This window comes from Clostridium beijerinckii (assembly GCF_018223745.1).
Taxonomy (GTDB): domain Bacteria; phylum Bacillota; class Clostridia; order Clostridiales; family Clostridiaceae; genus Clostridium; species Clostridium beijerinckii.
On record NZ_CP073653.1, the window covers coordinates 208,443 to 235,307 of the forward strand.

22 protein-coding genes and 1 pseudogene are annotated in these 26,865 nt (G+C 30.2%); 20 read left to right on the top strand and 3 right to left on the bottom strand.

The annotated features are described in order from the left end of the window. Positions 1–111 precede the first annotated feature (111 nt). From KEC93_RS01075 to ptsP, 15 genes are all read left to right on the top strand, one after another. The gene (locus KEC93_RS01075; RefSeq protein ID WP_023974815.1) at positions 112–963 is read left to right on the top strand and encodes an energy-coupling factor transporter ATPase; all 852 of its coding nucleotides are present in this window, start codon (positions 112–114) and stop codon (positions 961–963) included. Then, positions 948–1,817, top strand: coding sequence for an energy-coupling factor transporter ATPase (locus KEC93_RS01080; protein ID WP_023974814.1), 870 nt, complete (start codon positions 948–950; stop codon positions 1,815–1,817). Before KEC93_RS01075 ends, KEC93_RS01080 begins: the two co-directional genes overlap by 16 nt. 8 nt (positions 1,818–1,825) lie before the next feature. Further along, on the top strand, positions 1,826–2,632 hold the full coding sequence (locus KEC93_RS01085) for an energy-coupling factor transporter transmembrane component T family protein (RefSeq protein ID WP_017209692.1): 807 nt from the start codon (positions 1,826–1,828) through the stop codon (positions 2,630–2,632). Positions 2,633–2,648: 16 nt separating this feature from the next. Continuing rightward, positions 2,649–3,383, top strand: coding sequence for a tRNA pseudouridine(38-40) synthase TruA (gene truA, locus KEC93_RS01090; RefSeq protein WP_023974813.1), 735 nt, complete (start codon positions 2,649–2,651; stop codon positions 3,381–3,383). A gap of 160 nt (positions 3,384–3,543) precedes the next feature. Next, positions 3,544–3,978, top strand: coding sequence for a 50S ribosomal protein L13 (rplM, locus tag KEC93_RS01095; RefSeq protein ID WP_011967539.1), 435 nt, complete (start codon positions 3,544–3,546; stop codon positions 3,976–3,978). A gap of 26 nt (positions 3,979–4,004) precedes the next feature. Then, entirely contained in the window at positions 4,005–4,397 is a 393-nt protein-coding gene (gene rpsI, locus KEC93_RS01100; RefSeq protein WP_008426638.1) for a 30S ribosomal protein S9, read from the top strand. 505 nt (positions 4,398–4,902) lie between these two features. Continuing rightward, positions 4,903–5,565: an N-acetylmuramoyl-L-alanine amidase CwlD gene (gene cwlD / locus KEC93_RS01105; RefSeq protein ID WP_017209690.1), complete on the top strand. Its 663-nt coding sequence runs from the start codon at positions 4,903–4,905 to the stop codon at positions 5,563–5,565. A gap of 578 nt (positions 5,566–6,143) precedes the next feature. After that, positions 6,144–6,986: a fumarate hydratase gene (locus tag KEC93_RS01110; protein ID WP_077868551.1), complete on the top strand. Its 843-nt coding sequence runs from the start codon at positions 6,144–6,146 to the stop codon at positions 6,984–6,986. A 204-nt stretch (positions 6,987–7,190) separates the two neighbouring features. Further along, the gene (locus tag KEC93_RS01115; RefSeq protein WP_023974810.1) at positions 7,191–7,748 is read left to right on the top strand and encodes a Fe-S-containing hydro-lyase; all 558 of its coding nucleotides are present in this window, start codon (positions 7,191–7,193) and stop codon (positions 7,746–7,748) included. A gap of 40 nt (positions 7,749–7,788) precedes the next feature. Then, a complete protein-coding gene (locus KEC93_RS01120) occupies positions 7,789–8,550 on the top strand; it encodes a tetratricopeptide repeat protein (RefSeq protein ID WP_023974809.1) in 762 nt (253 codons plus the stop codon). Positions 8,551–8,615: 65 nt separating this feature from the next. Next, on the top strand, positions 8,616–9,308 hold the full coding sequence (locus KEC93_RS01125; protein WP_023974808.1) for a response regulator transcription factor: 693 nt from the start codon (positions 8,616–8,618) through the stop codon (positions 9,306–9,308). After that, entirely contained in the window at positions 9,280–10,635 is a 1,356-nt protein-coding gene (locus tag KEC93_RS01130) for a sensor histidine kinase (protein WP_023974807.1), read from the top strand. The genes KEC93_RS01125 and KEC93_RS01130 overlap by 29 nt, the downstream gene beginning before the upstream one ends. A gap of 196 nt (positions 10,636–10,831) precedes the next feature. After that, on the top strand, positions 10,832–13,063 hold the full coding sequence (locus KEC93_RS01135; RefSeq protein WP_077868552.1) for a ribonucleoside-diphosphate reductase subunit alpha: 2,232 nt from the start codon (positions 10,832–10,834) through the stop codon (positions 13,061–13,063). A 254-nt stretch (positions 13,064–13,317) separates the two neighbouring features. Continuing rightward, entirely contained in the window at positions 13,318–14,352 is a 1,035-nt protein-coding gene (locus KEC93_RS01140) for a ribonucleotide-diphosphate reductase subunit beta (protein WP_039772711.1), read from the top strand. Between the two features lie 230 nt (positions 14,353–14,582). After that, complete coding sequence (gene ptsP, locus KEC93_RS01145) at positions 14,583–16,202, top strand: phosphoenolpyruvate--protein phosphotransferase (protein WP_077868553.1); 1,620 nt, start codon at positions 14,583–14,585, stop codon at positions 16,200–16,202. Positions 16,203–16,274: 72 nt separating this feature from the next. Here the strand turns inward: ptsP and KEC93_RS01150 are convergent, their stop codons facing one another. Then, a complete protein-coding gene (locus KEC93_RS01150) occupies positions 16,275–17,597 on the bottom strand; it encodes an IS3 family transposase (protein WP_111944693.1) in 1,323 nt (440 codons plus the stop codon). Positions 17,598–17,812: 215 nt separating this feature from the next. Between KEC93_RS01150 and KEC93_RS01155 the strand changes: the two genes are divergently transcribed. From KEC93_RS01155 to KEC93_RS01165, 3 genes are all read left to right on the top strand, one after another. Continuing rightward, on the top strand, positions 17,813–19,084 hold the full coding sequence (locus tag KEC93_RS01155; protein WP_077870056.1) for a tetratricopeptide repeat protein: 1,272 nt from the start codon (positions 17,813–17,815) through the stop codon (positions 19,082–19,084). Positions 19,085–19,244: 160 nt separating this feature from the next. Further along, positions 19,245–20,420, top strand: a complete 1,176-nt coding sequence (gene iadA / locus KEC93_RS01160; protein ID WP_039772707.1) for a beta-aspartyl-peptidase — start codon at positions 19,245–19,247, stop codon at positions 20,418–20,420. Positions 20,421–20,655: 235 nt separating this feature from the next. Beyond that, a complete protein-coding gene (locus tag KEC93_RS01165) occupies positions 20,656–22,050 on the top strand; it encodes an IS5 family transposase (protein WP_111944659.1) in 1,395 nt (464 codons plus the stop codon). A gap of 85 nt (positions 22,051–22,135) precedes the next feature. Here the strand turns inward: KEC93_RS01165 and KEC93_RS01170 are convergent. Next, a pseudogene (locus KEC93_RS01170) lies at positions 22,136–23,747 on the bottom strand (IS1182 family transposase). 127 nt (positions 23,748–23,874) lie between these two features. After that, positions 23,875–24,480 carry a cell wall hydrolase gene (locus tag KEC93_RS01175; RefSeq protein WP_011967551.1) on the bottom strand — a complete coding sequence of 202 codons (606 nt, stop codon included), beginning with the start codon at positions 24,478–24,480 and terminating at the stop codon, positions 23,875–23,877. A gap of 241 nt (positions 24,481–24,721) precedes the next feature. Here KEC93_RS01175 and cdaA point away from each other — a divergent pair, with 241 nt between their 5' ends. Further along, entirely contained in the window at positions 24,722–25,570 is an 849-nt protein-coding gene (cdaA, locus tag KEC93_RS01180) for a diadenylate cyclase CdaA (protein ID WP_011967552.1), read from the top strand. Next, positions 25,543–26,763, top strand: a complete 1,221-nt coding sequence (locus KEC93_RS01185) for a CdaR family protein (RefSeq protein ID WP_039772704.1) — start codon at positions 25,543–25,545, stop codon at positions 26,761–26,763. The genes cdaA and KEC93_RS01185 overlap by 28 nt, the downstream gene beginning before the upstream one ends. Positions 26,764–26,865: the final 102 nt, after the last annotated feature.

Below are 26,865 nucleotides of genomic sequence, written 5' to 3' on the forward strand. Positions count from 1 at the left end.
GATTTTGAGATATAATGAAAATAATAATTTAATATCAAAGATAACAATGTTGTCTTTGAAAAACATTTGTATAATATATTAAAACTATAAAACATTATGGGGAGGTACACTATGAGTGATGCGATGATAAAGTGTGCAAAAGTATCTTTTAAATATGTAAAGGATACAGAAGGAGTTAAGCAAGAAAAATATGCGATAAAAGATGTAGATTTAGAGGTGAAAAAGGGGGAGTTTTTAGTAGTTTTAGGGCATAATGGATCAGGTAAATCAACGATAGCTAAGCATATGAATGCATTGGTCGTACCATCAGAGGGAACAGTGATTGTAGATGGCTTGGATACTAGTAAAATGGAGAATGTTTGGGAGATTAGATCTAGAGCAGGAATGGTGTTTCAAAATCCTGATAACCAATTAGTTGCTACCATAGTAGAAGAAGATGTAGCTTTTGGACCTGAGAATTTAGGAATAGAACCATTAGAGATAAGAAAAAGAGTCGATGAGAGTCTAGAGAAAGTTGGAATGAGCAAATATAAAAGGCATGCACCACATCTTTTATCTGGTGGGCAAAAGCAAAGAATTGCTATAGCAGGAATACTTGCAATACAACCTGAATGCATAATTTTTGATGAACCTACAGCAATGTTGGATCCATCAGGAAGAAGAGAAGTTCTAAAAACCATAAATGAATTAAATAAAGTTCATGGTATTACTATAGTATTAATAACACATTATATGGATGAGGCAGCTCAAGCTGATAGAATTGTAGTAATGGATGGTGGAAGTGTAAAAATGGAGGGGACTCCTAGAGAAATTTTTCCTCAGGTAGAGCGAATGAAAAAAATAGGTTTAGATGTTCCACAGGTTACTGAATTAGCTTATGAGCTAAAAAAGGCAGGAATAGATATAAATGAAAAAATATTAAATGTGGATGAGATGGTGAATGAATTATGTCAATTAAAGTAGAAAATTTAACACACATATATATGCCTAAGAGTCCATTTGAAAAGATTGCATTGGACAATGTGTCTTTAGAAATAAAAGACGGAGAATTTGTAGCACTAATTGGGCATACTGGCTCTGGTAAATCTACTTTAATACAACATTTTAATGGTTTACTAGAAGCAACTAGTGGAGAAATAATTGTTGATGGAACAAATATTACTGATAAAAAAGCAAAGCTTACGGATATAAGAAAAAAGGTTGGCTTGGTATTTCAGTATCCAGAATATCAAATCTTTGAGGAAACTATAGCTAAGGATATTGAATTTGGGCCTAGAAATTTAGGACTTTCCGATAGCGAAATTAATGATAGAGTAATTAGGGCGATGGAAATGGTTGGTCTAGACTATGAGACTTATAAAGATAGATCGCCATTTGATTTAAGCGGCGGTCAGAAGAGAAGAGTTGCAATTGCAGGAGTTATAGCAATGCAACCTACAACACTAATATTGGATGAGCCTACGGCAGGGTTAGATCCAAAGGGTAGAGATGATATATTAGATCAGATAAGAAAGCTACATGAGGATTATAATATGACTATAATTATAGTTAGTCATAGTATGGAGGATGTTGCAAAGATTGCAGAAAGAATTATTGTGATGAATGGTGGAAAAGTAGCACTACAAGGAACTCCAGCAGAAGTATTTAAAGAAGTTGATGTGCTAGAGAAGATAGGACTTGGCGTTCCTCAGGTAACATATCTAATAAGAGAACTAAGAAAAAAAGGATTTGACATTCCAGATAATATATTTACGATAGAGGAAGCAAAAAAGCAACTTTTGTCTACTTTGAGGATAAATAAAGTGAAAGGGGAATAGACAAAATTATGTTGAAGAATATTACAATAGGACAATATTTACCTGGAGAGTCATTTGTTCATAAGTTAGATCCTAGAACAAAAATACTTATATCAATACTTTTTATTGCATGTTTATTTATCATAAATAAATTTATAGGTTATACTTTTGTCGTTGTTTTTTTACTAGCTATAATATTGATCGCAAAGGTGCCATTTAGATTTATTTTTAATGGATTGAAGCCAATTTTTCTATTGATAGTCTTAACAGCTGCTCTAAATATATTTATGGTTAGGGGAGCTGAAGGGACAGAAGTTTTTAGTATTGGATTTTTAAAGGCATATCCAGAGGGGTTAAGTATTGCAGCATTTATGGCAATAAGATTAATTCTATTAATAGTAGGAACATCACTGTTAACATTAACAACATCTCCAATTGAGTTAACTGATGGAATCGAAAAATTATTAAGGCCAATTGGAAAAGAAATGGCTCATGAACTTGCTATGATGATGACAATAGCCTTACGATTTATACCTACTTTAATAGATGAAACGGATAAAATAATGAAAGCTCAGAAGGCTAGAGGAGCTGATTTTGAGTCAGGCGGAATAATAAAAAAGGCTAAGAGTTTAGTACCATTATTAGTGCCTCTATTTATCAGTTCATTTAGAAGAGCAGATGAATTAGCAATGGCAATGGAAGCAAGAGGCTATAGAGGTGGTGCTGGGCGAACTAGAATGAAAATACTTGAATTTTCGTATAGGGACCTGGTTGCTTTTATTGTATTTTGTATTTTAGTTTTATGGTGCATAGCTGTAAGATTCATTATGCTATAGGAGTAAGATAACTTAAATGAGAAATATAAAATTAATTATTGAGTTTGATGGAAGTAACTTTTGCGGATGGCAAAGGCAACCTAAAGGAAGAACTGTTCAAAAAGTAATAGAGACAGCAATATTTAAGGCTACTGGAGAGGAAATTATGATTAATGGAAGTTCCAGGACTGATGCGGGTGTTCACGCAAGGGAAATGGTTGCAAATTTTTTGACTAATTCTTCAATACCTGGAGATAAGTTCAGAGAAGCTATTAATACAAGATTGCCAGAAGATGTATCTATAATTAAATCAGAAGAGGTAAGTGAAGATTTTCATGCAAGATATTCATCAAAGGGAAAGACATACTCTTATACAATCGTAAATAGATATGAAAGGTTATCTTTAGGTCATCAATATCTGTATCATTATAAGTATAAATTGGATATAAATGAGATGAGAAGAGCATGTGAATATTTTATAGGGAGACATGACTTTAGGGCGTTTATGTCTCCAGGAAGCTCAATAAAAACTACAACAAGAACTATTCAGGATCTCTATATAGAGCAAAATGGAAATGAAATAAAAATATTTATTACGGCTGATGGATTTTTGTATAATATGGTGAGAATAATAGTAGGCACATTAATAAAGATTGGAAATGGAAAGCTGGAAGCAGAAAATATAAAAGATATAATAGAAGAAGGAAATAGAAAAAAAGCAGGAATGTGCGTACCGCCAAACGGATTAATATTAGAAAAAGTTTTCTATTAAATGATAAAAATGTGTTGACACGCCCGTGTGCGTGTATTATAATAGGTTTGTTTGTTAAAACATTTATGTATATAAGATCCACTAGCCCCGGGTCTTGACATAAAAAATCTTACTTAAAATAATAAGTAAAGAATTAATGTAAGTTCAGGGAGGGAAACAGATGAAATCATACATTGCTAAAGCAAGTGAAATTGAAAGAAAATGGTATGTAGTTGATGCTGCTGGTAAGCCACTAGGTAGAGTTGCTAGCCAAGTTGCTTCAATTTTAAGAGGTAAAAATAAACCAACATTTACACCTAATGTTGACTGCGGAGATTTTGTTATTGTAATTAATGCAGAAAAGGTAGTTTTAACTGGTAAGAAATTAGATCAAAAATTAATGAGAAAGCATAGTCTTTACCCAGGCGGATTAAAAGAAACTCCTTATAGAGTAGTATTAGATAAAAAGCCTGAATTTGCTTTTGAAGAAGCAGTAAGAAGAATGCTTCCAAACGGTGTTTTAGGAAGACAAATGTTAAAGAAATTAAATGTATATAGAGGTGCAGAACATAATCATGCGGCTCAAAAACCAGAAGTACTAGAATTAAGATACTAATACGATCTCGGGAGGAGGAAAAAGAAATGGCAAAAGTTCAATACATGGGAACTGGAAGAAGAAAGAAATCAGTTGCAAGAGTAAGACTTGTACCAGGAAGTGGTAAGGTTCTTGTAAATAAAAGAGAAATAGAAAACTTTTTTGGTTTAGAAACATTAAGAGTTATCGTAAACCAACCATTAGTTTTAACTGGAACTAAGGATAGATTTGACGTTTTAGTAAATGTTCACGGTGGTGGATTTACAGGTCAAGCAGGAGCTATTAGACATGGTATAGCTAGAGCATTAGTTAAATCTGATGAAGCTTTAAAGCCAGAATTAAAGAAGGCTGGATTCTTAACAAGAGACCCAAGAATGAAAGAAAGAAAGAAATACGGTCTTAAAGCAGCAAGAAGAGCTCCACAATTCTCAAAGAGATAATATTTGGAGATCAAAAATCCCACAAACGCGGTGTTTGTGGGATTTTTATTTTATATAAAAATATGTGATTTTAAAGAACAAATATAAATAATAGTTATTACATTTCTAGTAATGCGGTTCTGGTGCCACTTCCTAATATAGTTATAAATTCTTCTATTATATATATGTTCAAACTAAGCCTATATATTTTTGCCTTAAATGAATTCTTTAGCTATTACAAGTCTAAATATGGCGCTACTATATACAATATATATAAGTTCTAAATGGTATAATTCATTTTTAATAAAATTATTAACATTTCTATATATGGTAATTACAAATGGATTTCAATTGATGAAATATTTTAGATATTATATTAAAAATTGTGGTGATACATCTATTGGGTGTTCTATAAAATATGCTTAATAAAAAATAAAAGTTTATTAATATAAATGAATTTGAATAATTAAGATTGTATAGCAAACAATACACTATGTAAGTCTAAATGATTTGGAGGAATAGTTTTATGAGAATGAAAAAATGGATAGCATTGTTCTGCATATTTTGCTTAATGTCTGGAATTCCAGTAAGAACAAATTCCGAAGAAAATAAAGATAAAAGGATAATATTGATAGATCCTGGTCATGGAGGAATTGATGGGGGAGCAAAATCAAAGAGTGGAACTATAGAGAAGGATATAAATTTATCTATATCCTTAAAGTTAAAACAGGAGCTGGAGGATGCTGGATATGCTGTGTATATGACAAGAGAAGGAGATTCTCAATTGGATGCGAAGAAAGTTAAAGATCTCAATGCCAGATGTCAAATGAAGAAAGATGTTAAATGTGATACATTTATATCTATACATCAGAATATGTTTCCACAGTCCAGTTGCTTTGGGTCTCAAGTTTGGTATTCATCGAATGAGATCAGCAAGTCTTTAGCAGAAAATATTCAAGCATCACTCAAAGAAACAATAAATGACAATAATAAGAGAGTTCCCAAGGCAGCAAAGGAACAATATAGAATACTTAGAGATGGATATGAGGGTGCATGTGTTCTCGTAGAATGTGGCTTTTTATCTAATTATGAGGAAGAGCAAAAACTAAAAAGTGATGAACATCAGGACAAAATAGCAAAAGGAATAACAGCTGGTATCAATAAATATTTTGAAAGTAAAGATAGCTAGTTATTTAATTTCATAAAAATGGGACCAACTTTTATGCTGTTTTTTGGATAGTCATAAGAGTGGTATAATTTGTCTACTAATAAAAAAAGATTATACAATAACAAACAGGTTAAAAGAACAATTAAAAAGTAAATTAGTATAGTAAGGAATTTATCTAAATTTTTAGGGTTCATAAATTAACCTCTCAAATATATAAAATAATTATATATGTTGCAATTGAATTCTTGCATTTTTAAAATTCAATACTTGGCTTACAAGTATTTTAAATGTAAGCCAGTTATTGCAACATATATATATAATTATAGTAGTAATGAACTATAATTATGAGCGATAAATTTAAAAATAGAGAAAGTATTTAGTAATATTAAGCAGGAAAATACTAAAAATCATCATAGAGAATGCTCCGTTTATGATTATGATGTACAGTATATACCGCAATTGCTTGTATGGAGGTCTGAGAATTATTGGATCAAATAAAATTTATTTGGGGTTGTAAATAGTAAGAAATACTTTTAAACTTATATGTAGTAATAAGTATAAATGTATAGTTTATAAGCGATAATAAAGGAGCTGTAAGAATGAGAGAAATAAATGTTGAACTTATAACAGAAGCTATTAAAAATTTATCAATTGAAGCTAATTATTTCTTAGGATCAGATATTAATGATGCATTATTAAATGCTAAGAAAGAAGAACCATGGAAATTAGCATCAGATGTTTTAGATAAGATATTAATAAATTCAGAAATTGCAAGAAATGAAAAAATGCCTATGTGCCAAGATACGGGAATGGCATGTGTATTTATTGAAATAGGACAAGATGTTCATTTAGTTGGTGGAAGGATTGAAGATGCTATTAATGAAGGAGTACGTAGGGGATATGAGGAAGGATTTCTAAGAAAATCGGTAGTAAAAGATCCGATAAGAAGAGTTAATACAAAGGACAACACTCCAGCTATAATATATTATGACATAGTGGATGGTGATAAGGTTAAGATCATATTAGCACCAAAGGGATTTGGTTCTGAAAATATGAGTAAAATAGGTATGTTAAAGCCATCAGATGGACTGGATGGAGTGAAGAAGTTCATAATAGATACAGTTAAAGCGGCAGGACCTAACCCATGTCCTCCTATGGTAATAGGTGTTGGAATTGGAGGGACTTTTGATAAGGCAGCATACTTAGCTAAGAAAGCATTATTAAGACCCATCGATATAAGGAATGAAGATGAATTTTATAAGGAATTAGAATTGGAACTATTACAAGAAGTAAATAAATTGGGAATTGGACCACAAGGCTTCGGAGGTAAAACAACTGCATTAGGGTTAAATATAGAGACTTATTCAACGCATATTGCGGGGTTACCTGTTGCGGTAAATATAAATTGTCATGCTACCAGACATAAAGAGGTAATACTATAAAAACTATGATTTAAATAAGATATATATAAGTTCTAAATAACATAGCTAATTCTTTATGAACTATCTAACTTTCATTATTTGACTGCTTAAGATGAAGCTTTGATGAATTAAATTTTTTAGAGTCATATATTTTATTAAAAGTCTAATTGGTAAGAATGCATTAGAAATAAAAATTGAAATTATATGTATGATTGGAGAAAAGGTATGGAAATTAAATTAGAGACACCTCTTAATGAAGAAAAGATAAGACAATTAAAAGCAGGAGATAGTATTTTGTTAAGTGGGATAATATATTCTGCTAGAGATGCCGCACATAAAAGATTGATAGAATTGCTTTATGAAGGGAAGGAACTGCCTTTTAATATAAAAGATCAGGTTATATACTATGTTGGACCATCACCAGCTAAGCCAGGTACTGTTATAGGATCTGCTGGTCCAACAACTAGCTACAGAATGGATGCTTATGCACCTAAATTAATGGACATTGGACTAAAAGGAATGATAGGTAAAGGTGCAAGAAACGGTGAAGTAATTAGTTCAATCAAAAGCAATGAGGCAGTATACTTTGGAGCAATTGGAGGGGCGGCCGCATTAATAGGAAAAAGTATTATTAAGTCTGAAATAATCGCTTATGAAGATTTAGGTGCTGAAGCTATAAGAAAAATGGAGGTTAAGGATATGCCTCTAGTTGTTATTATAGATGCTCAAGGAAATAACTTGTATGAAATTGGTCAAAGAGAATATTTAGATTCGGTAAAATAAAATGAAGTTATATATTAAGCCGTATTAAAAGGAGAAATATATGAGCAGAATTAAGTTACCAGGAAAAGAGAAAAATAAAAGAATACTATTATTTGTGCTAGTGCTAATAGCATTGGGAATAATATCTCATGAATTTATAGAAAATGGAAATGGAAAGGATAAGAAATATAAAGAAGAAAAAGAAATAATAATGCCTGAGGGAACGCAACAATCAGATAATAATGTAGCCAATAAAGAACTAGAAAGTATAGATATGAAGGATGATTCTAAAAAGGCTGTTAATGATAAAACAAATGAAAAGTCTAGTTATTCGGAAAGGGAAAATGAATTATACGACGAAGCATATAATTTATTTTTTTCACATAAGTACACTGAGTCAATTAGCAAAGCAGATTTGCTTATAAATGAATTTCCAAGTAATGCAATGGGATATAATATAAGAGGAATTGCGAAGTCTTATAATGGAGATTTCAATAGTGGTATAGATGATATAGATAAGGCATTAAGTATTGATAACAATTATGGATATGCAAGGTTTAATAAAGCACTTACATATGAATTATATGGAAGAATGGATGATGCACTTGAATGGTATAATAAGGCTTTAGATGTTGAAGATTATGAATGGAGTTATTATGGTATAGCATCTATTTATGGAAGAAGAGGAGACATAAAAAATACAATGCTGTATTTGAATAAAGCAATACAAATAGATGCATCAATAAAGGAAATAGCAAAAGAAGAACATGATTTTGATCCAGTCAAAAATTCAGAAGAATTTAAAAAAGCAGTGTATAATTAATATTTAGAAGATAAGTTCATTGTAAAACAATATTATGTGAGACGTGAACTTTAGGAGGAATTTGTATGTTCAATGTATTAGTAGTTGATGACGAAAAGGAAATACGAGATGCAATTGAAATATATTTAAGAGGCGAAAATTTAAAAGTATTTAAGGCTGAGGATGGATTGGAAGCTTTAGATATTCTTGAAAAAGAAAAAATACATTTAATTATACTAGATATAATGATGCCTAGATTTGATGGGATACGTACTTGTTTAAAGATAAGAGAAAGTCAAAACTTACCTATAATAATGTTATCTGCAAAAGGCGAAGATTCAGATAAAATATTAGGATTAAATGTAGGGGCGGATGATTATATAACTAAACCATTTAACCACTTAGAATTGGTAGCAAGAGTTAAATCTCAATTAAGAAGGTATGAGAAACCTCTAAATGTAGAAGAGGGTAAGGATATAATTAAAGTTAAAGATTTAGTAATAGATACCGTTGCAAAAAAGATTACTTTGCGAGGGGAAGATGTTAAGGTAACAGCTACAGAATACAAAATATTATATTTGCTAGCATCAAACTTAGGAAAAGTATTTTCTATTAAAGAGATATACGAAAACGTGTGGGAAGAGATATTTTACAAAAGTGAAAATACAGTAACCGTACATATTAGGAGAATAAGAGAAAAAATTGAAATAAACACAAAAGAGCCTGAATATATCAAGGTGGTGTGGGGGATTGGATACAAGATTGAAAAGGAAGATTAAGCTATATTTTAGTAGCATCTATTTAGTAGATATAATAATCGTAGCATTGATAACATTATTTTTACTTTCAGCATTGGGTGATTATATACAGATCAATAGGTCGCAACACAGCTTAGCAGTTAATAGAATTAAAAGTGATTTAAGAGGACTAATTTTCTTAGCTGCCATATATGTGGCGTTTATTACAAAGATTATTTTCATATTGAAAAAGAATCAAAATTCACCTAGAATACAATCTGATTTTGTTAATAATGTGATTTTTGTAATTAAAAATGGATTTCATTATAAAGAAACAAGGAGCAAATTAATAATATCCATTGCATTAGCATTGATATTGTTAATTGCATATTTATATTTTCTTGCTACTGGAGGATATGAAAATAATATATTTGTGAAGTTTTTTCAAACGTATCCGTTTAAAGGAAGTGTATTTGTTATTATAATATTATTTTTCACTATGATGTATGCATTAAAGAAGACTCTAGACATAATAGTCGTAAATGATGCACTCAGAAGAGTTAGTGAAGGAAATTTGCAAGATGATATTAAATTGGATGGATCGCCTGCGATAAAAGAACTTGCAAAAAATATTAACTTAATAAAAGCGGGATATAAGGAAATATTAGAAGATGGTGTCCACAATGAGAAACTGAAAACAGAATTAATATCGAATGTATCGCATGACTTAAAGACGCCTTTAACATCAATTATAAATTATGTTAACATACTAAAGAATAGTGATATAACGGAGGAAGAAAGAGAAGAATACTTGTTAATATTAGAGAGAAAGTCGCTAAAATTAAAAGTATTAATTGAAGATTTATTTGAAATGTCAAAAATCAATAGTGGGAAAATTAAGTTAAATAGAGAGTTAATAGACATACTATCATTAATACATCAAGGTATAGGTGAATACAGTACTTTATATGAGGAAAAAAATATTTCCTTTAAAGTAACAAGTGAAGAAGATGCTGTATATATGGAACTTGATGGAAAGATGATGTCAAGAGCCTTAGAAAATATAATAATTAATGCACTAAAGTATTCAATGAGCAATACTAGGGTTTATATTAATGTAAAAATAGATGGTGATTATGTTAATGTCGGCGTGAAAAATATTGCTAATTACGAAATGGATTTTAATGAAGACGAAATGTTTGAAAGATTTGCAAGAGGAGATAAGTCTAGAAATTCGAAAGTAGAAGGTTCGGGATTAGGTCTAGCAATCACAAAGAGTATAGTTGAACTTCATGGTGGAGAAGTTAAAATAAAAAAAGAAGGAGATATGTTTAAAATTTATCTTATGCTTCCAATAAATAAGGGATAAAAAATATTAATAAATAAATTTTATCAATTAGGTAGTTAATCTATAGAAAACTAAAGATTAGCTACTTTTTTCATATATATCTATAAATTTTAAGGTTTTACAATTATGATGCTAACAATTATAATATACGATATGTTGTATAGAAAAATTAAATTACATACAAAAAACACAATATGTAGTAGGGAGAGATAATTGAATGTCGCTTTTGAGTGAATTATGCAAAGATGCTATTAATGCAATTAAAGATAATGAGGGGCTTTATACAGAAGATAAACTATTAGATGCTTTAAATCCAATTATAAGAAAAGATATGAATAAAAGAGAAATAAGAAATTCATTGATACAAGTAGCTCTGGAATTAACTACAGATATGGAGCCTAATTGGCAATATGTAGCAGCTAGGGCGTATACATATGAACTTTATGATAGAGTTAGAAGTTCTAGAAACTTAGAGGATGATAAGAATTTATACCAGGATTATTACGAATTTATTGAATCTCTAACTGAAAGAGGTCTTTATGGAGAATATATTTTAAAGAATTACTCAAGAGATGATATTTTAGAACTGGAGAAGGATATAAAGCCAGAAAGGGATTTTCTATTTAATTATAGTGGAATTAATCTTTTAGCAAGTAGATACTTAGTTCAAGATTATAATAGAAGCCCTATAGAACTTCCTCAGCAAATGTTTATGGGAATAGCTATGCATCTTGCAATTCCAGAGAAAGAGGAAAATAGAGTATATTGGGCAAAGAGATTTTATGATGTACTTAGTTCGTTAAAAGCCACTATGGCAACTCCGACAATGTCTAATGCACGAAAGCCATTTTATCAATTAAGTTCATGCTTTATAGATTCAGTGGAAGATAGTTTAGAGGGAATCTATAAATCCCTTGATAATTTCGCTAAAGTATCTAAATTTGGCGGTGGAATGGGTATATATATGGGGAAAATTAGAGCATTAGGTTCACCAATAAGAGGATTTAAGGGAGCATCTGGAGGGGTAATACCGTGGGTTAAATTATTTAATGATACAGCAATAGCTGTAGATCAGTTAGGTGTGAGAAATGGCTCGGTAGCAATATGGTTAGATGCATGGCATAAGGATATTCCTGAGTTTCTTCAAATAAGGACTAATAATGGGGATGATAGGAAAAAGGCACATGACGTATTTCCAGGTATATGTTATCCAGACCTATTTTGGAGGCTTGCTGAAAATGATATAGATGCTAATTGGTATATGATGTGTCCACATGAGATTAAGAACATTAAAGGATATGCATTAGAAGACTTTTATGGAGAGCAATGGGAAGAAAAGTATTATGAATGTGTAAGCGATGAGCGAATAGAGAAAAGAGTAATGTCAGTAAAAGATTTAGTGAGATTAATCATAAAGAGTGCAGTTGAAACAGGAGCACCATTCGCATTTTATAGAGATATGACAAATAAAATGAATCCTAATAAGCATAACGGAATGATATATTCATCAAATTTATGTACTGAAATTATGCAGAATATGAGTCCGATGAAGATACAAAAAAGTCAAATTCTTAGTGATAAAGATGAATATGCTGTGGTTGAGAAAATAATACCAGGAGATTTTGTTGTATGTAATCTTTCATCAGTAGTACTTGGAAATATAGATGTATGTAATGATAAAGAAGTAGAATATGTTGTTGAAACTCAGATTAGAGCAATGGATAATGTAATTGACTTAAACTATTATTCAGTTCCTTTTGCTGAGATTACGAACAAAAAGTATAGGGCAATAGGTCTTGGAACTAGTGGATATCATCATATGCTTGTTAACAATAAGATACATTGGACGGAAGAAGAACATAAAAGTTTTGTGGATAAAATTTATGAGAAGATAAACTACTATGCTGTAAAAGCCAGTATGAACATATCAAAAGAAAAAGGATGCTATGAATTGTTTAAGGGATCTGATTGGGATACTGGAGAGTATTTCAGATTAAGAAACTACAATAGCTCTAAATGGAATGAACTAAAGGAGCTAGTTCATGAATTTGGAACTAGAAATGGATATTTAATTGCAGTAGCACCAAATGGTTCGACGGCAACAATTGCAGGAACAACAGAAGGAATTGATCCTATTATGGCGAGATTCTATTTAGAAGAAAAAAAGGGAAGTATAATTCCTAAGACTGCACCAAATCTTTCAGAAGATAATTATTGGTATTATAATTCGGCTTATAATATAGAACAAATGTGGTGTGTTAAAATGAATGGAATACGTCAAAGGCATATAGATCAAGGTCAATCCTTTAATCTTTATATAACGAGTAGCTATACAATGAGGCAAATAATGAACTTATATATAGAAGCATGTAAATGTGGTGTTAAATCTATATATTATGTCAGATCAAAATCATTAGAAGTGACAGAATGTGAAACTTGTTCAGCGTAAGTGTACTTTATAATCTACGTATCAATACTTAGTATTAGGGGTTATACATAGTGAGATTGATAAACGAGAACTCAAATTTTATATTTGAGTTCTCAAGTTAATTTAGTTCTTTGATACTAATTGGTTATTTGAACTTATGAAAACTAAAATATATGAATAATTATGATATATTTTAGATATAAAATGTTTAGAATTAATTGCTATATAACTAACACATGTTAGCTATATAATGCTTAGAGAATAGGAGTGCAGATATGACTATAAATAAAAAACCTCTTTTTAATGAATTGGGAGATAGAGAAATCAGTAAAAAGAGAATTATAAACGGTAATACTACAAACTTAAATGATTTTAATAATATGAAATATAGCTGGGTTTCAGACTGGTATAGGCAAGGAATGAATAATTTCTGGATACCGGAGGAAGTAAATCTTTCACAAGATTTAAAGGATTATCAAAACCTATTAGAAGAAGAAAGAATTGCATATGATAAGATATTGTCATTTTTAATATTTCTAGATTCTATACAAACAGCAAACTTAAGTAATATAAATAATTATATTACAGCAAGTGAGATAAATCTGTGTTTAACAATTCAAAGTTTTCAAGAAGCAGTACATTCGCAAAGCTATAGCTACATGCTTGATAGCATATGTTCTCCTGAAAAAAGGAACGAAATATTATATCAATGGAAAGATGATGAGATACTCTTGAAAAGAAATAAATTCATAGGAGACTTATACAATGAATTTATAGAGAATCCAACGGAATACAATTTATTAAGAACACTTATGGCTAATTACATATTAGAAGGTATATATTTTTATTCTGGATTTATGTTCTTCTATAACCTGGAGAGAAATGGTAAGATGCCAGGATCTGCACAAGAAATTAGGTATATAAATAGGGATGAAAATACTCATCTGTGGCTTTTTAGAAATATTATAAAAGAGCTACAAAATGAAAATCCGGAGCTATTTACTGAAGAAGTAAAAAATGAATTAAGAAATATGATGAAGATTGGTGTAGAACAAGAAATTTTATGGGGACATTATGTTATAGGAGATAAGATACAAGGGATAAATAAGCAATTAATTGAAAATTATATAAAATATTTAGGAAATAAAAGATTGAAAGAAATAAATTTATCTCCATTATTCAAAGAACAAGATAAGAACCCAGCTTCATGGGTAGATACTCTATCAAATGCAAATTCTGTTAAAACTGATTTCTTCGAAGCAAGATCTACTGCGTATGCAAAAGTGACAACTTTGATTGATGATTTATAAATAGATTTATAAAATATAAAAATAATAGGAAATAGATGGTAATAGATAAATGGAGAGATACTTTTTTTAGTAAAAATCATAAAAAACGATTAAATTTAAGTTAATTTTTTTGTGAATTATGTTATAATAGAAAAGGTTTATACTTAAAATAAAACTTGCAAATACACGAATTAATGTAAGAAATACTTACTTAATAAATGAAATTTACAATCAAGGAGGAGTTCCATATTATGAAAAAAGGTATTGCTGCTTCTAAAGGATATGCAATAGGAAAAGTATTTTTACAAGAGCATGAGGAAATCATTATAAATGACAGTAAAATTGCAGATATAGATGCAGAAAAAGCAAAAATGCAAAAAGCATTGGATGATTCTAAAGTACAATTAGAAGCTATTAAAGATAAGGCAGAAAAAGAAATGGGTGCAGAGAAGGCAGCTGTATTTGAAGCACACATTACATTATTAGATGACCCAGAATTTACTGGAGCAATGATGATGGAAATTGAAAACAATAGTATAAATGGATTAAAGGCTATTGAGAGTGTTGCTAATACTTTTGTTGCTATATTTGAATCTATGGATAATGAATATATGAGAGAAAGAGCTGCTGATATTAAAGATGTATCTAAGAGAATATTATCAAATTTTGCAGGTAAGGGCGGAGATTCTTTTGCAATTACTGAAGAAAATACAGTAGTTGTAGCTCACGATTTAACTCCATCTGATACAGCAGGATTAGATAGAACTAAGGTTGTTGGATTTATAACTAATATAGGTGGAAGAACTTCACATGCAGCTATAATGGCTAGAACTTTAGAGATTCCAGCAGTACTTGGATTAGGTGATATAACTACAGCTGTTAAAACAGGGGATGCAGTTATAGTTGATGGAATAACAGGAGATGTTATTATAAATCCATCAGAAGAAGTTTTAGCAGAATATAGAGAGAAAAAAGCAAAATTCCAAGCAGAACAAGAAGAATTAAAGAAATTAATAGATGTTAAAACAACTACTAAATCAGGTAGAAGAATAGAAGTTTGCGGAAACATTGGTAAACCAGAAGATGTACTAGGTGTTTTAGCAAATGGTGGAGACGGTGTTGGATTATTCAGAACAGAGTTTCTATACATGGATAGAGATAGTGCTCCAACAGAGGACGAACAATATGAATCATATAAATTTGTTCTTGAAAAAATGGAAGGTAAGCAAGTTGTTATAAGAACTTTAGATATCGGAGGAGATAAAACGCTTCCATATTTACCATTACCAGAAGAAATGAATCCATTCTTAGGATATAGAGCAATAAGACTTTGTTTAGATAGAAAAGATATATTTAAAGTTCAGTTAAGAGCATTGCTTAGAGCTTCTATATATGGAAATCTTGCAGTTATGTTCCCAATGATTTCTGGATTAGAAGAATTTGAGCAAGAAAAAGAAGTTGTTGAAGAATGTAAAGCAGAATTAAAAGCTGAAGGAAAAGAATATTCAGAAAAAATCCAATGGGGCATAATGGTTGAAATTCCAGCAGCAGCAGTTTATGCAGATGAATTAGCTAAACATGTTGATTTCTTCTCAATAGGAACTAATGACTTAATTCAATACACATTAGCAGCTGATAGAATGAGCGAAAAAGTTTCATATCTTTATAATCCAATGCATCCAGCAGTATTAAGATTAATAAAGATGACTATTGATGGAGCTCATAAACACGGTAAATGGGTTGGAATGTGTGGAGAAATGGCTGGAGATGAAGCAGCTATCCCAACATTAGTTGAATATGGATTAGATGAATTCTCAATGAGTGCTACATCAATCTTAAATGCTAAAAAGATAATGTTAGAACAAGAATAATATATCGTTTATATAATTAAGGCTATCTCAAAATTTAAAATGGTTCCTATGTCAAGGACATTTTGAAAAAGGCTAGGCAGCTATGAGCTGGTTTCTGTATTGTACAGGAGCCAGCTTTTTAAGTCCCCACTGATATCTATAATTATTATAATACTCCATATAGTTATCAATTGAAGCTTCTAATTCTTCAAATGTTGAACAACTTTTTAAGTCAATTTCATCTTTCATATGACCAAAAAATGATTTCTGCGGGGCATTATCCCAACAATTTCCGCGCCTAGACATAGACTGACCAATTTTATATTTTTTAAGAAGTTTTTGAAATCTAGGACTAGTATAATGAACTCCTTGATCCGAATGAATAAAGGCATCTTTATTTAGTAAATTTTTGTGATTTTTCATCAACTTTTTAATAGTTTCGGTAGCTATATCTAATGTAAGGCTATTGGAAAGCTGATATGAAAGAATTTCATTTGTTGAAGCATCTTTAATAGTTGACAAATAAGCCCTATTGGATGCTCCATATGTTAAATAAGTTATATCTGTTAATAAAACTTTTCCGACCAAATCTTGCTTGAATTCTCTATTTAAAATATTAGGTACAACAGTATGCTCATGAGTAGCTTTCATCATTCTACGATAAGGGTTAGCTTTTCTAATTGGGCACTCAATATTATATTTTCTCATGATTCGTTGTATACATTTTCGATTTATTATAAGATTAAATTCATTCTCTAACACCATTTTTATAGAACGAGAACCTTTCTTGTAGCCCCTATGATTAAATGCTTTAAGAATGATATCCTTCAATTCTAAATCCTTTTCTTCTCTACGATTACGTTTGCCTGTTGATTTTAAATAATTATAATAGCCTGATCTAGATACTAAAGCTACTTCGCATAAATGTGAAACCATATTTTTATAGTTATATGTCAAAATTATATGTTGTATTATTACAAAGATTGATGATGCACTTAGTTTACTATTTTTCACCTGCCTTTCTTGCAGCTCGATTTTTTTTAATAGTTCTGCCTCAGCTTTCCAATAAGCAATTTCTGCATCCTTTTTGGCTATTATTTCTTCAACGGTTAGTTCACGTTTAAGTGGACGACCACTGTTTAATTTTCTAGAATCTCTTAGACCAAGCTCTCCTGATTCATTATAAGCATTACGCCATCTTTTACTTGCACACCAAATTCTATTATTTCCAATAACATCTATATCAAATTCAGCATCTTGAAAAATATGAATAGGTAGTTTTCCCTTGCTACGCTCAGCGATAAACAATATTTTAAATTCATCTGTATATGTAATTCCACGTTTACTTACAGATTTAACATATCTATTTTTTGATAAACTTTTAATTTCTTCATCTGAAAATAATTTTTTACTCATTCTTTTCACAACCTTACTATATTTCTTCTTATCTTTTATTGTACAAAAAAAGAACCTATTGAAATAGTCTTTTTTTAGTGTCTATTTCATAGGTTCCATTTTAATTAATTGAGGTAGCTTTAATTTTTATACTTAATTATTATAATTGAGTGCGATATAATATATATTATGAACTGATAGAACATATTGCATTAAGAATTACAAAGGGGAATTTTATGAATAAAAAGGTTAAAAGGGCTCATGATAAAGCTATGAGTTACTATGAGATAGGACAAATAGATAAAGCTTTAGAAATATGTGAAGATATATTACTAGAAGGTTTAGATAACCCAAATGTATTGAACTTTAAAGGGCTCTTACTATATCAAAAGGGTAATTTAGACGAAGCAGTTACAGTATGGAAGATGAATAGTGATTTAAATAATGATGATATTGCAAAAAGTTACATAAATGATTCTATTTTAGATAGAAAGAGATTAGAGTTATTTAGGCAGGGAGAACAAGCATTAAAGCAGTTAAAGGTTGATAAGGCATTAAATATATTTATGAGATGTTCAGAAAGTGACTTTAATGCCATTAAGGTGAATACTGGAATTGCTATGTGCTATCAAAGGAAAGGTGATTTCTACAGAGCAAGAGAATATGCAGAGAAAGTACTAAATATCGATAAGAATGCAATTACAGCAAAAAAAATCGAGAAAGAATTGAAAGACAGTGGAACATTTATAGAGGAAAGAAATTCCTCAAAAGGGTTATTTGGAATAATAATTATGGTTATAGTGGTCGCTATTGTAGTGGGTGGATATGCAGCTGTATCAAAATATAAGAGTTTAAATAATACCGTTGAAGAAACAACGAAAGATGAAAGTGATATTAATAAAGAAGCTGATACATATGAGGTAAAGGATAATACAGAATCCGCTCCGGAGATATTAAAAGAAGAAGTAAAAGATGAACATAATAATAATAATATTAACTTTAATAAAGATAAGATGATAGCATTAATAAATACCAATGATTTAGATGGTATATATGAACAAATAAAGGATATTAAACAGGAGTCTATAACTAGTGATGATCAAGAAGTATATAAGCAAGCTGTTGATTTAATAAAAAATCAAGGGGTTTCAAGATTTTATGAAAATGGATTAAAGAGTTTTAATGAAAATAAATATTCAGATGCTAAAGCTTTTTTAGATAAAGCGTATGCATACTGTGAAGGGAATAGTTTAAAAGAACATATATTGTTTTATAGAGCAAGCAGCTCTTCAAAGTTATCTGACAACTCTGCAGCAATAAGACAATATGAGGAATATTATAGTCAGTATCCTAATGGTGTATATGTAGAGGAATCACTCTATGATCTGGCATTACTAAACAGTTCTATAAATATGGATAAGAGTAAGCAGTATGCAAGTATACTAATAAATAATTATCCAGATTCAATGTATGCTAATAATAATATAAAAAATATACTTAAGGAATAAGAAATAAGTTTCAAATTAGAAATTACTTATTCTTCTTAATTTAAAAGTAAATTACTGTCATATTAATATATCTATTAGGAAAAGATAATCACATAATCGGCATTTTATTATTAGATGTGATGATTTAGAGTATTTATTTAAATAAAGGATAGGTGAGAATATGATTTCAATAATTAAAGGATGTAACGTGTATGCACCTAAACACCTTGGAATAAAAGATGTTGTGATAGCCGGGGGCAAAATAGAAGGTATATATGAAAATCTTAATATTAAAATTGCTCCCATAGATGTTGAGGTTATTGATGGAAGAAATAAATTACTTTTCCCAGGGTTTATAGACGGTCATGTTCACATTATAGGTGCTGGAGGCGAAGGTGGATATAACACAAGAACTCCTGAAATGCCATTATCTAGCTTGGTTAAGGCAGGAATAACCACGGTTGTAGGATGTATAGGAACAGATGGAACATGCAGAAGTATGAAATCATTGATAGCAAAGGCGAAAGCACTAAAACAAGATGGCATGTCTGCATACTGTTTTACTGGTTCATATGAGTTGCCTGTTAAGACTGTAACAGACTCAATTAAAAGCGATTTAATGTTGATTGAAGAAATAATCGGAATAGGGGAAATAGCTATTTCAGATCATAGAAGTTCTCAGCAAACCTTTGAAGTATTTGCAAATGCAGTAGCAGAAAGTAGAGTTGGAGGTCTTCTATCAAATAAGTGTGGAATTGTTAACATACATTTAGGTGAAGGAAACAGGAAATTAAATTATTTATTTGAATTACTAGATAAGACAGAAATTCCTGAGACTCAGTTATTGCCGACTCATATCAATAGAAACGGTAAGCTATTTAAGGAAGGTTTAGAGTATGTTAAAAGAGGTGGTTTCATTGATTTAACAACCAGCTGTGACCTAGAGAATTTAGGAGAAGGTGAACTTAGAGCTGGTGAAGGATTAAAAAAATACTTAGATGAAAAATTACCTATAGATCATATAACTTTCACTTCAGATGGAAATGGAAGCATGGAGAAATTTGATAAGGACGGAAAGTTAGAAGGATATGAAATTTGCTCAGTTTCAACATTATACAGGGAAATTAAATATGCAATTACTGAACAAAATGTGCCAATTGAAGACGCTATTAAAGTAGTAACATCGAACGTTGCTTCAATCATGAAATTAGCTAATAAAGGAGCAATTGGGTTAGGAAAAGATGCAGATTTAGTGATAGTGGATGAAAAATCTTTAGATATAGAAATGGTTTTTGCAAATGGAAAGAAAATGATGGAGAATGGAGAAGTGATTGTAAAAGGATTTTTTGAAAAGTAATTGTAATAAGAGGGGAGTGTCGCAAAATGATTAAATTTTAATCAGGAGCGATGCTCCTTTTCGGTTTAAGCCAGCAAATCTCCAAATATTTGAAATACAATATTAATTATTTAGGGGCTGCTCCAAATTGGCTTAAGTGTTTGGAATAGTATTATGTATGATATTTTATGGAATACTAAGTGCATAGATATTTTAAATATAGGGTAAAAACCCTTGCACTTAGGAGTGAATTTATATGTATTCAATTGATAACCAATTAAAAATAGAAGATTTTATATTTCCATACGGAGAATTAGATAAAAATAATAGGTGGGTTAAATTAGCGTCAATAATACCATGGCATGAATTTGAAGAAACATATGCTAAACAATTCATTAATAATGGTCGTCCATCAAAACCATTTCGAATTGTATTAGGAAGCTTAATAATAAAGCAAAAACTTAATTGTTCCGATCGTGAAACGGTATCTGCTATCGCCGAAAATCCTTACCTTCAATATTTTATTGGTTTGAAAGAATTCCAAAATTCCGCACCATTTGGAGCGTCTTCAATGGTTGAATTTCGAAAAAGAATTGATGATGATATGATTATTGAAATGAATAATACTATTCTTAAAGATACTACTAAAAATAATGATGATAAAGATAAGCATGACGATAATGATGATGGAAATGATTCAGATCAATCTAATCAAGGCACTATCATTATTGATGCAACATGTACTCCAGCCGATATAACTTATCCACAAGATTTAAATCTTTTAAATTCTGCAAGAGAAAAACTTGAAGGATATATTGATCAATTGCATAATCCTTCTGAATCTAAAAAGCCTAGAACTTATAGGAAAATTGCGCGTAAGGATTTTCTAAATGTTTCAAAGGCCAGAAAGAAAAATTCTAAAAAGATGCGCAAAGCTATAAGGAAACAATTAAATTATATTGCTAGAGATATTGGATATGTAGTAAATTTTATTGCGAATGGAAAAAAGCTTAATAGTCGACAATCAGAAGAATATGAAGTGATTTTACAGTTATATCATCAACAAAAATATATGTTTGATAATAGAAAACATACAGTAGAAAATAGGATTGTTAGTATCAGTCAACCACATGTTAGACCAATTGTTAGAGGAAAAACTAAAGCTCCTACGGAATTCGGGGCAAAAGTTGAAATAAGTGTTGCTAATGGTTATGTTAGAATGGAAAAGTTGAGTTGGGATGCTTACAACGAATGCGAAAGCTTAATACCTATAACAGAGAGTTATAAAGCAAGAAATGGCTTTTATCCTGAAAGAATATTGGCTGATAAAATTTATAGAAATAGAAAAAACTTAAACTATTGCAAAGAAAATGGAATTAGCATTACCGGCCCTGCTTTAGGCAGACCTAAAAAGAATAAAACTAAAGCTGAAAAAAATCAAGAGTATGTTGATACATGCGAAAGAAATGAAGTTGAGGGAAAGTTTGGTACTGGTAAAACTAGATATGGTTTAGCCAGAATATTTGCAGATTTAAAAGAAACTGCTGAGTGCGTTATTAATATGGCATTTTTTGTAATGAACCTTGATAAAAAATTGAGGGTCATTCTACGCCATTTTACAAATTACTATATTTTGGAATACTACATATAAATATAGGGGGTTTTAAAGCACCCCCTATTTAAAGAATTCTGATTTTTAAGCACACTAAAATAAGCCTAGTTAATTTATTCCATAATTAGGCAGTAGGTTTCAATTCATGAAGATGATTCTGAGTTTTTTCATTTTGTATTTTTGAATGTAATTTGTTAATATTATAACCAAAACAAAGCAAAATAAATTCAGTTTGAACGCTATTTTTTCCACGTGTTAAAAATCTATTGAATTCATAATCACTTTTTAGAACTCCAAATGCTCCTTCGACCTGAATAGATCTATTCATTCTTAATTTAGTTCCAAATTCAGTTGTAATATTTTTATAGGATATTTCACGCTTTTCCACAAAAGTTTTTGAAACCTGCATTTTTCTATTTCCTTTTGCTTTTGTGCATTTTACTTTGTAATCGCAATTATCACAGTTTTCGCATTCATACACAGTTACTTCTGATTTGTATCCACTTGCGGATTTTCTATAAATAATAGAGGTAGGTATTAATTTTCTATTGTTATGACAAATATAAAAATCCGATTCAGCATCATATTTCATATTTTCGCGCTTACTTATATCATTTTTAAAACTTCTTTTTTTCCACTTCTCATAAGTTTGTGGTTTTATATAAGGAGTTTGCTTATTTGATTCTAAGAATAAATAGTTTTCTTCGCTTTCATAACCTGAGTCTGCAATTATATTAAGATATTTACGACCAATTTTTTTCTTTCATATTATTAAGCATAGGTATTAATGTTGCTATATCATTTCTATCATCAAATATTCCGACGCCGGTTACGTATTCACTTTCAACTGCGATTTGCACATTATATGCAGGTTTTAATTGACTATTTCTCATATGATCATCTTTCATATGCATGAAAGTTGCGTCTGGATCAGTTTTAGAATAACTATTTCTTTTTGAAAATATTTTTTTACTCAAATTATATTTTTCTTCTCTCTCTTTATATTCAGATAGTTGCTCTGTCCACTTTTGAATTTTGGTTTTTCTTTTACCAATTCCATGAACAAACTCTATGTTTCTTTTCTTTTTTTCATATTCAAGCCATTGAAGAATTTTATCAATATCATCTATTAATGTTTCTTTCTGAACAGTAAATTTTTTTAATTCTCCAAGGTTAATATTTTCTAAAAGAACAAGAATTTTATCAAACATTTTTTCTTCATTTTTTAAAATAGTTTTTTTCCAAACAAATGTATAACGATTAGCATTCGCTTCGATTTTAGTACCATCAATAAATGCATTTTCAAATAGTATTTCATTTTGATTTGCTAAATAATTAACTTGTTGATAAAATAAATCTTCAATTACCTCATTTGAAATATAGTCTTTACGAAATCTACTGATTGTAGCATGATCCGGTGCCTTATAACATTGAAGTAACCACTTAAAATTTATATCTCTTTTGCATGCTTTTTCGATTTTCCTGCTTGAATAAATATTTTGAGAATAAGCATATGATATTATTTTGAACATAATTTTAGGTTCCACTGCCGGTTTTCTTCCAACGGAAGAGTACGCCTTATACAACTTCGTGTAATCTAATCCCTCCAATACATGGCTTAGCAAGCGGACTGAATCATCTGATGGTATTAAATTTTCTAGATTTAATGGTAATATAAGTTGAAAATTATCATTAATCTCAGTATAATCTTTATTGTGTAATTTGGTTTTTAGCATAAGTAAATTATACAATGAATGTGAGTTCTTCGGAATTCACATTTTTTATATCTAAAAAAATGAGCCGCTACAAAACTAACTATGTTAGTTTTGCAACAGCCCCTATTTTTAAATCAATATATAGAGGCTACACTTTTACTTTGAAAAAAGTGTGATGCCCTATAATTTTTTCGTTCACTTTTTGTGTTTCTTTCATCCAATGACATGTTGCGGTAGCCGGATTATAGAAAAATAAGGCATCATTTGTTGGATCAGCGCCCCTAATCGCATCGTATACTGCATTATAGCAATCTTGATCTGGATTAGCAGTTATTTTACCATTCTTAACGCATGAAAAGGCATTTTTTTGGAATATAACTTCTCTAATAGTATTTGGAAAATGAGGATCAATAGTACGATTTAATACTACAGAAGCTACAGCAACCTTTCCAGCATATGGTTCACCACCACTTTCAGCAGATACAAGTTTTGCCATTAGATCTATATCTTCACCCGTTATATATAATTGTTGAGTATCATGTTTGAAAACTTCTAAAACTTCGTTGTTTTTCTCATCAGACTGAGAATTGTTTATATTAGCACTTAAGTAGTTTACTTTCATTTTTGGATTTTCATAAGTAGTCTTAATTTCACCATGAGATCCAGCCAAATTAGACGCGAATGCTGGATTCATATTAATAACGGAAAGATATAGTATTAACGCAGTTACAAAAATACTATATGTCTTTTTCATAAAAAACCTCCTTCGGTATAATGCAACAAATAATATTATTGCCAAAGAAAGTAATTATATACACTATTTATTCGTATAATCATTTATAGGATTTTATAACGATATAAACTATAATTAATTAATAGTAATAAAAAATTACTATAAAAATAATTAAAAAGTAAGAAAATAATAATTCTCTTTATATCTAATATCATAGTATTTGTTGTATAATTTTATTGTGAGAGAAAAAGAGGTGAGAAATTTGCAAGAACTTTTAACAATGTTAATAAAAAGCTTTTCTAATATATCGATATGGTCCATATTAGATATACTAGTAGTGTCCTATATATTTTATAAAGGATATATGCTAATAAAGGAAACCAGGGCAGAACAGCTATTAAAGGGAATAGTATTAATTATAGCACTTATTCCAATCAGTTATTTATTAAAGCTAGATATGTTATATTTTATATTAAATAAGACATTAACCATCGGGGTATTATCTGTAGTTATAATTTTTCAACCAGAGATTAGAAGGGCTTTAGAACATTTGGGAAGAAGTGCTTTCGATGATCATTATCTTAATAATAGAGAAGATTTTAATACTATGATTAATGAAATTACAATTGCTGTACAAAACTTAGCAGAGAGCAAAACAGGAGCTTTAATCGTAATGGAGCAAAGTACCGGGTTGAATGAATTAATTGGCGCAGGAACAGTATTAGATGCCAAAATCACCTCGAATCTTTTGGAAAATATATTTGTTGTTAATACTCCTCTACATGATGGAGCAACAATAATAAGAAATAATAGAATTTTAGCATCTGGATGCGTTTTACCGCTTACTAGTAATAATTCTATAAATAAGAAATTAGGAACAAGGCATAGGGCAGCGATAGGTTTATCAGAAGTATCTGATGCGCTAGTTATAATCGTATCTGAAGAAACTGGTGTAGTATCGCTAGCGATCAATGGAAAAATTACACGAGGTTATGATAAAGATAGATTAAAACTTATACTTACTAAAGTAGTAGAAAATAGAAACCAGAAAAGAGTTAAAACGGCGGGAGAGAAGGTGAGGTCATGGATAAAAGTGAAAACGGAACGTTAATTGTTAAAATTATTTGTTTACTGTTATCAGTGGTTCTGTGGCTATATATCTCGAATGTTGAGAACCCGCTCAGAACATATGAATTAAAAGGAATACCAGTAGAATTAACTAATGAGGACTCCCTAGTAGATTCAAAATTCGCAATTGTAAATAAACAGCCATTTACGGTGGATCTAAAATTAGAGGGGCCATCAAGTGAAATATTAAAGGTGAAGAAAGAAGATTTTAAGATTGTAGCTGATATGTCGGCTTATGCACTTAAAGTAGGGGAAAATACTATACCAGTTCAAATAATGAGTTATCCTGAAAATATAACTATAAAGAATAATGGGATGTTAGGTATAAAAGTTAACTTAGAGGAATTGACCCAAAAGGAACTTACTATAAGTTCAAAAGTAAAAGTAACTTATAAAGAAAACATTTATGAAAAAGAGCAAAATATAAATCCAAAGACCGTAACAATAACAGGGGGTAAAAGTTCCGTAGATAAGGTTACTGAAGCTATTTTGACTGGCGAAGAAAAGGATGTAGATAAAAATAAGCAAGGTGATTATAATATACAATTTATAGACTCATTTGGAAATGCAGTTAGCAATATTGAATCTAATATAAAAACCGCAAAGCTATCAATTACGGTTACGAATGGAAAGACCGTACCAGTTAATTTAAAGACTAAAGGAAATGTACCTCAAGGATTTGTTTTAGATGGGTATGAATTAAGTAAAAATAATGTAACTGTATTAGGTGATAGTCAGGTTTTAAATAAGTTGGAATCAATAGATACAGAGGCCGTGGACATGTCGTCATTGCAGCCTGATAGTGAAGTCGATGTCAAACTTAACTTACCAGAAGGTATTTCGATAGGTGATGGAGATGGATCAATTAAGGCTAAATTTAAATTAAAGAAGGAAGAGAATACAACTAAAAATATAGAATGTAATGTTCAGTACAAGAATTTAAGTGATACATTTTTGGTTACAAATCAAAGTTTAGTATCCAATGTAAAATTATCAGGTACACAAGAAGCATTAGATAAGATAAGTTCACAAAATCTAAGTGTCATACTAGATTTAGCTAATGTAAAAGAAGAAGGGACTTTTGATTACACACCTCAGGCAACACTTGTTAATGCTAATAATGTAACAGTATCAGATGTTGGAAATGTTAGTGTAACAATAAAGAAAAAGGGATAATAATAAAATCACAGTATTAATTAATTTGTTAATACTGTGATTTTTTATGATATAATTTCTTTGAATTAGTTTGGAGTAAGGTAGGATGGGAAATAATAAATA

Excerpts from the sequence above, each read along its gene's own strand:
- KEC93_RS01085 (WP_017209692.1), top strand. The coding sequence starts at position 1,826 with ATGTTGAAGAATATTACAATAGGACAATATTTACCTGGAGAGTCATTT.
- KEC93_RS01155 (WP_077870056.1), top strand. The coding sequence starts at position 17,813 with ATGAATAAAAAGGTTAAAAGGGCTCATGATAAAGCTATGAGTTACTAT.
- rpsI (WP_008426638.1), top strand. The coding sequence starts at position 4,005 with ATGGCAAAAGTTCAATACATGGGAACTGGAAGAAGAAAGAAATCAGTT.
- cwlD (WP_017209690.1), top strand. The coding sequence starts at position 4,903 with ATGAGAATGAAAAAATGGATAGCATTGTTCTGCATATTTTGCTTAATG.
- rplM (WP_011967539.1), top strand. The coding sequence starts at position 3,544 with ATGAAATCATACATTGCTAAAGCAAGTGAAATTGAAAGAAAATGGTAT.
- KEC93_RS01080 (WP_023974814.1), top strand. The coding sequence starts at position 948 with ATGTCAATTAAAGTAGAAAATTTAACACACATATATATGCCTAAGAGT.
- KEC93_RS01175 (WP_011967551.1), bottom strand. The coding sequence starts at position 24,480 with ATGAAAAAGACATATAGTATTTTTGTAACTGCGTTAATACTATATCTT.
- KEC93_RS01115 (WP_023974810.1), top strand. The coding sequence starts at position 7,191 with ATGGAAATTAAATTAGAGACACCTCTTAATGAAGAAAAGATAAGACAA.
- KEC93_RS01150 (WP_111944693.1), bottom strand. The coding sequence starts at position 17,597 with ATGAGTAAAAAATTATTTTCAGATGAAGAAATTAAAAGTTTATCAAAA.
- KEC93_RS01125 (WP_023974808.1), top strand. The coding sequence starts at position 8,616 with ATGTTCAATGTATTAGTAGTTGATGACGAAAAGGAAATACGAGATGCA.
- KEC93_RS01140 (WP_039772711.1), top strand. The coding sequence starts at position 13,318 with ATGACTATAAATAAAAAACCTCTTTTTAATGAATTGGGAGATAGAGAA.
- iadA (WP_039772707.1), top strand. The coding sequence starts at position 19,245 with ATGATTTCAATAATTAAAGGATGTAACGTGTATGCACCTAAACACCTT.
- KEC93_RS01110 (WP_077868551.1), top strand. The coding sequence starts at position 6,144 with ATGAGAGAAATAAATGTTGAACTTATAACAGAAGCTATTAAAAATTTA.
- ptsP (WP_077868553.1), top strand. The coding sequence starts at position 14,583 with ATGAAAAAAGGTATTGCTGCTTCTAAAGGATATGCAATAGGAAAAGTA.
- KEC93_RS01135 (WP_077868552.1), top strand. The coding sequence starts at position 10,832 with ATGTCGCTTTTGAGTGAATTATGCAAAGATGCTATTAATGCAATTAAA.
- truA (WP_023974813.1), top strand. The coding sequence starts at position 2,649 with ATGAGAAATATAAAATTAATTATTGAGTTTGATGGAAGTAACTTTTGC.
- KEC93_RS01075 (WP_023974815.1), top strand. The coding sequence starts at position 112 with ATGAGTGATGCGATGATAAAGTGTGCAAAAGTATCTTTTAAATATGTA.
- KEC93_RS01165 (WP_111944659.1), top strand. The coding sequence starts at position 20,656 with ATGTATTCAATTGATAACCAATTAAAAATAGAAGATTTTATATTTCCA.
- KEC93_RS01185 (WP_039772704.1), top strand. The coding sequence starts at position 25,543 with ATGGATAAAAGTGAAAACGGAACGTTAATTGTTAAAATTATTTGTTTA.
- KEC93_RS01120 (WP_023974809.1), top strand. The coding sequence starts at position 7,789 with ATGAGCAGAATTAAGTTACCAGGAAAAGAGAAAAATAAAAGAATACTA.